The sequence below is a fragment of the Mycobacterium sp. E3298 genome, from assembly GCF_001666895.1.
Taxonomy (GTDB): Bacteria; Actinomycetota; Actinomycetes; order Mycobacteriales; family Mycobacteriaceae; genus Mycobacterium.
On the sequence record NZ_LZJB01000004.1, the window covers coordinates 1 to 5,253 of the forward strand.

Annotated in this window: 4 protein-coding genes; all 4 read right to left on the reverse strand. The window is 70.6% G+C overall.

Annotated elements, in window-relative coordinates; translation table 11 throughout:
• Positions 1-121 precede the first annotated feature (121 nt).
• Positions 122-991 carry a TauD/TfdA family dioxygenase gene (locus A9X05_RS00050; protein WP_067748962.1) on the reverse strand — a complete coding sequence of 290 codons (870 nt, stop codon included), beginning with the start codon at positions 989-991 and terminating at the stop codon, positions 122-124.
• A gap of 82 nt (positions 992-1,073) precedes the next feature.
• Positions 1,074-1,922, reverse strand: coding sequence for a pseudouridine synthase (locus tag A9X05_RS00055; protein ID WP_082970830.1), 849 nt, complete (start codon positions 1,920-1,922; stop codon positions 1,074-1,076).
• Complete coding sequence (locus A9X05_RS00060) at positions 1,919-3,673, reverse strand: glycerol-3-phosphate dehydrogenase/oxidase (RefSeq protein ID WP_067748956.1); 1,755 nt, start codon at positions 3,671-3,673, stop codon at positions 1,919-1,921. Before A9X05_RS00060 ends, A9X05_RS00055 begins: the two co-directional genes overlap by 4 nt.
• Positions 3,674-3,726: 53 nt before the next feature.
• Positions 3,727-5,142: an NAD(P)H-quinone dehydrogenase gene (locus A9X05_RS00065; RefSeq protein ID WP_067778333.1), complete on the reverse strand. Its 1,416-nt coding sequence runs from the start codon at positions 5,140-5,142 to the stop codon at positions 3,727-3,729.
• Positions 5,143-5,253 lie beyond the last annotated feature (111 nt).

Here is a 5,253-nt window from a genome sequence, read left to right on the forward strand (position 1 = left end):
GCAACGCCGAGGACTCCGGCGTCACCGACGGATAGCGCCGCTCGAAGTGCTCATCCAACGCGGCGATCGACTCCGCCGACGGCACCCTCGAATCGAACATACATTCGAGTATGCCACCCGGCTACGACAACCGCATGGCCTCCAGCCCGTCGGCGGCTGTCGCGGAAATCGTGGTCCGCACCATGAAGCGCGGCTCCCGCGCCGGCCATGGCCGCCCGCGATGCATGATCGCGCGGTTGTCCCACATCACCACGTCGCCCTCGCGCCACGCGTGCGCGTAGCGAGCCTCCTGGGCGGTCGCCGCTTCGGTCAGCCCGGCGATCAGCTCCCGCCCCGCCTCCGGCGCCATGCCCTCGATCGCGTACGCGTGCGAGGCCAGATACAGCGCCTTGCGGCCGTTGACCGGGTTCCGCCAGACCAGACGCCAGCATTGCGGCGGCAGCGCCGCGCGCTCGGCCGGGCCGGCCAGTTCGGGCGCGATCTTGCCGCGCGAATAGGCGTACTCGTGCCAGGCGAAGCAATCTTCCAGCCGGCGTCGCAACGCCGGATCGAGCCGCTCGAAGGCGAGCCGGGTGGAGACGTACTCGGTCTCACCCCCATGGCCCGGAATGACGCGCGACGACAACACCGAGGCGAGCGCGGGCACGCGCTTGAACGAGCTGTCGGTGTGCCAGAGCTGGTTGGCCTTGTTCTCCAGGGCAAGGCGGTGGCCTTCTGGCACGACGCTGCCCGTCTCGTCGAGGGTCTTGAGGATCACGAGGTTGGTGCCGTGCCCCTCCGAACCGACCTTGGTGACCTCCAGCGGGCCGAAGCGGCGGGAGAAGGCGAGCTGCGCTTCGTCGCTGACGTCCTGATCGCGGAACACCAGGACCGAATGCTCTTCGAACGCCGCCCGTATCGCCGCGTATGCGACTTGCGATGCCGCGACGTCGTGAATGCTGGCTCCCCGCACTTCCGCCGCGAAGCCCGGGCCCGACGGTACGATTTCCACCGGCGCCCTCCGATGCGTTCGAAGTTTCAGTACGACTGTCCACCCGGAATGCGCGCCCGGCAAGCGATCAGACCGAGCGAAATTACGGTCCCGGTCGCCGGCTGACGAACGCGCGCCGCGCGCCCGTCACCGGATCGTCGAACTCGATGCGCTGCGCCAGCAACCGCAGCGGCGTGCTGAAGTCGTCGGCCGGCACGTCGATGATGTTGGGATACAACGGATCCCCGTCGATCGGCACCCCCAGCGAGTTCATGTGCACGCGCAGTTGGTGGGTGCGCCCGGTGCATGGGGTCAGCCGGTAGAGGCCGTCCGGGGAGACGAGTTCCACCAGTGTCTCGGCGTTGGGCGGCCCGGGTTCGCAGGTAGCCTGTAATACCCTGCGGCGCTTGATGATTCGGCTCCGGACCACGCGCGGCAACACCAAAGACGGGTCGACGGCGGCGCGCGCCAGGTAGGTCTTGCGCACCAACCCCCGGGAGAACAGCGTCTGGTATGCGCCGCGCACCTCGCGGCGGGCGGTGAACACCAGCACCCCCGCCGTCAGCCGGTCGAGGCGGTGGGCCGGGCTCAGCTCCGGCAGGCCCAGGTCCCGGCGCAGCCGCACCAGCGCCGTCTGCGCCACGTGCCGCCCGCGCGGCATGGTGGACAGGAAGTGCGGCTTGTCGACGACCACGATGTCCGCGTCGCGATGCAGCACCGGGATCTCAAAGGGGACGGGCACCTCGTCGGGCAGTTCGCGGTACAGAAACACGTACGACCCGGCGAGCAGGACGGTCGCCTCGTCGATCGGCATTCCGTCGGCGTCGACGACCGGTCCGCTCACGGCCCGCGCACCGAACCGGTCGGTCAGCTCCGCGAACACCGGTCCCCCGCGCAGCCGCACCCGGGCCGGGCCGAGCCCGTCCCGCACGGGTAGGGGCGCCGGCCTCAATTCAGCGGCACCGGCTCGAGGATCTCGGCGCGCGCCTCCGGGGCGCTCGCGCGCAACTCGTCCGCCGACACGTCGTCGGGCTGGGCCTGCGACAGGATCTCGGCCTCCACCCGGGCGCAGTAGTTCGCCACCTCGCGCTCGACGTCCTGCGTCGTCCAGCCGAGCACCGGGGCGACCACGTCGGCGACCTCGCGGGCGCAGTCGACGCCGCGGTGCGAGTACTCGATCGAGATGCGCATACGGCGGGCCAGGATGTCCTCCAGGTGCAGCGCCCCCTCGGCGGTGACGGCGTACAGGGCCTCCACCTTGAGGTAGCCCGGCGCCTCCTTGATCGGGCTGAGCAGGTCGGCGTTGTCGGCGGCCAGGCCCAGCACGTCGCCGATCAGCGAGCCGTAGCGGTCCAGCAGGTGCCGCACCCGGTAGGGGTGCAAACCCTGAAGCGCCGCAACGTGTTCCGCCTGGTTCACCAGCGCGAAGTAGCCGTCGGCGCCCAGCAGGCTGACCTTCTCGGTGATGGACGGCGCCACCCGGGCCGGGACGAACTGGGCCGCGGCGTCGATCGCGTCGGCGGCCATCACCCGATACGTGGTGTACTTGCCACCGGCGATGGCCACCAGGCCCGGCGCGGGCACCGCCACGGCGTGCTCGCGGGACAGCTTGGAGGTCTCCTCGCTCTCGCCGGCCAGCAGCGGCCGCAGCCCGGCGTAGACGCCGTCGATGTCGGCATGGCTCAGCGGGATGGCCAGCACGGTGTTGACGGTGTGCAGGATGTAGTCGATGTCGGCCTTGGTGGCCGCGGGGTGGGCCAGGTCCAGGTTCCAGTCGGTGTCGGTGGTGCCGATGATCCAGTGGCTGCCCCACGGGATGACGAACATCACCGATTTCTCGGTGCGCAGGATGATCGCGACGTCGCTGACGATGCGGTCGCGCGGCACCACCACGTGCACGCCCTTGGACGCGCGCACCTGAAACCGCCCGCGCTGCTTGGACAATGCCTGAATCTCGTCGGTCCACACCCCGGTCGCGTTGACGACGACATGGCCGCGGACCTCGGTGACGGCGCCGTCCTCGGAGTCGCGGACCCGCACGCCGGTCACCCGATCCCCCTCGCGCAGCAACGCGACCACCTGGGTCGAGGAGCGCACCACCGCGCCGTAGTGGGCGGCCGTGCGCGCGACGGTCATGGTGTGCCGGGCGTCGTCGACGACGGTGTCGTAATAACGGATTCCGCCGATCAGCGCGCTGCGTTTGAGGCCCGGGCTCAACCGCAAGGCGCCCGCCCGGGTCAAATGCTTTTGCGCGGGAACGGATTTCGCGCCGCCCATCCGGTCGTAGAGGAAGATGCCCGCGGCGACGTAGGGCCGTTCCCACACGCGGTTGGTCAGCGGGAACAGGAAGGGCATCGGCTTGACCAGATGCGGCGCCAGGGTGGTCAGCGACAGCTCGCGCTCGTAGAGCGCCTCGCGCACCAACCCGAACTCCAGCTGCTCGAGATAGCGCAACCCGCCGTGGAACATCTTCGACGAGCGGCTTGAGGTGCCCGACGCGAAATCGCGCGCCTCGACGAGCGCCACCTTCAAGCCGCGGGTGGCGGCGTCCAACGCGCAGCCGGACCCCACCACGCCGCCGCCGATGACGACGACGTCGAACTGCTCGGTGCCCAGCCGCTCCCAGGCCACCTCGCGGTGCTGCGGTCCCAGCACGGACGCCGGCGAGCCCAACTCGGTGGGCGCGTGCATCGGATCGGTCACGGCAGAGGACTCCTCACCCGGTTACTCGCCAGTAGGACGGTGTCGAAACCAGGCTAGTCCAGATCGTCGTGCGCCATCAGGCGACGAGCGGCCTCGGTGATCGATCCGGACAACGACGGGTAAACGGCCAGCGTCTGGGCCAGCTCGTTGACGGTGATGCGGTTCTGGACGGCCACGGCGATCGGCAGGATCAGCTCGGAGGCGATCGGGGCCACCACCACGCCGCCGATCACCACGCCGGTGGACTTTCGGCAGAACATCTTCACGAAACCCTGTTGCAAGCCGGACATCTTGGCCCGCGCGTTGGTGCGCAGCGGCAGCATGATCGTCCGGGCCGACACCGACCCGTCATCGATCATCGTCTGCGGCACGCCGACGGCCGCGATCTCGGGCCTGGTGAAGACCGTCGCCGCCACCGTGCGCAACCGGATCGGGCTGACGCCCTCGCCCAGCGCGTGGTACATCGCGATCCGGCCCTGCATGGCGGCCACCGACGCCAGCGGCAGCAGGCCGGTGCAGTCGCCCGCGGCGTAGATGCCGGCCACCGAGGTCCGCGACACCCGGTCCACGGTCAGGTAGCCGCCGCGGCCCAGCTCGATGCCCACCCGGTCCAGGCCGAGGCCGCCGGTGTTGGGCACCGAACCGATCGTCATCAGGGCGTGGCTGCCCTCGACGGTGCGCCCGTCGGCCAGGGTGACCAGCACGCCGCCCTCGGTGCGGGTGACCGACTGCGCTCGCGCGTTCTTGACCAGCTCGACACCGCGTTCGGAGAACGCCTCCTCCAGCACCGCCGCGGCGTCGGCGTCCTCGTACGGCAGCACCCGGTCCCGGCTGGCGACCACCGTCACCGGAACGCCCAGCTCGGTGTAGGCGTGCACGAACTCGGCGCCGGTGACGCCCGACCCGACCACGACGAGGTGCGAGGGCAGCGCCTCGAGGTTGTAGAGCTGCCGCCAGGTCAGGATGCGCTCGCCGTCGGGCTGGGCCGACGGCAGGACCCGCGGGCTGGCGCCGGTCGCGATCAGCACGACGTCGGCCTCGAACTCCCTGCTGCTGCCGTCGGGGGCGGTCGCCTTGACGCGGTGGCAGGCCAGCCCGGGCGTGGGGTCGATCAGCTCGCCGCGACCGGCCACCACGTGCACGCCCATGCCGAGGAGCTGTTCGGTGATGTCGGCGGACTGCTCGGTGGCGAGTTGCTTGACCCGGGCGTGGATCTGCGGCAGCGAGATCTTGGCGTCGTCGATGTCGATGTCGAACCCCAGCCGCGGTGCCCGGCGCAGCTCGGTGCGCAGCCAGGTCGAGGCGATGAACGTCTTGGAGGGCACGCAGTCGTCCAGCACGGCCGCGCCGCCGATGCCGTCGGAGTCGATCACGGTGACGTGCGTGGTGTCGGGGTGGGAGGTGGCGGCCACCAGCGCGGCTTCGTAACCGGCCGGGCCGCCACCGAGGATCACGATGCGGGTCGCCACAGCCCCCAACCTAGCGGGGGACCCGGTCACCGTGCAGCGCGGCGACGATGCACGCCGCACGGCGGCGTGAGGAGAAGCCGCGCCATTGAACAGCGCGGCGACGATGCACGC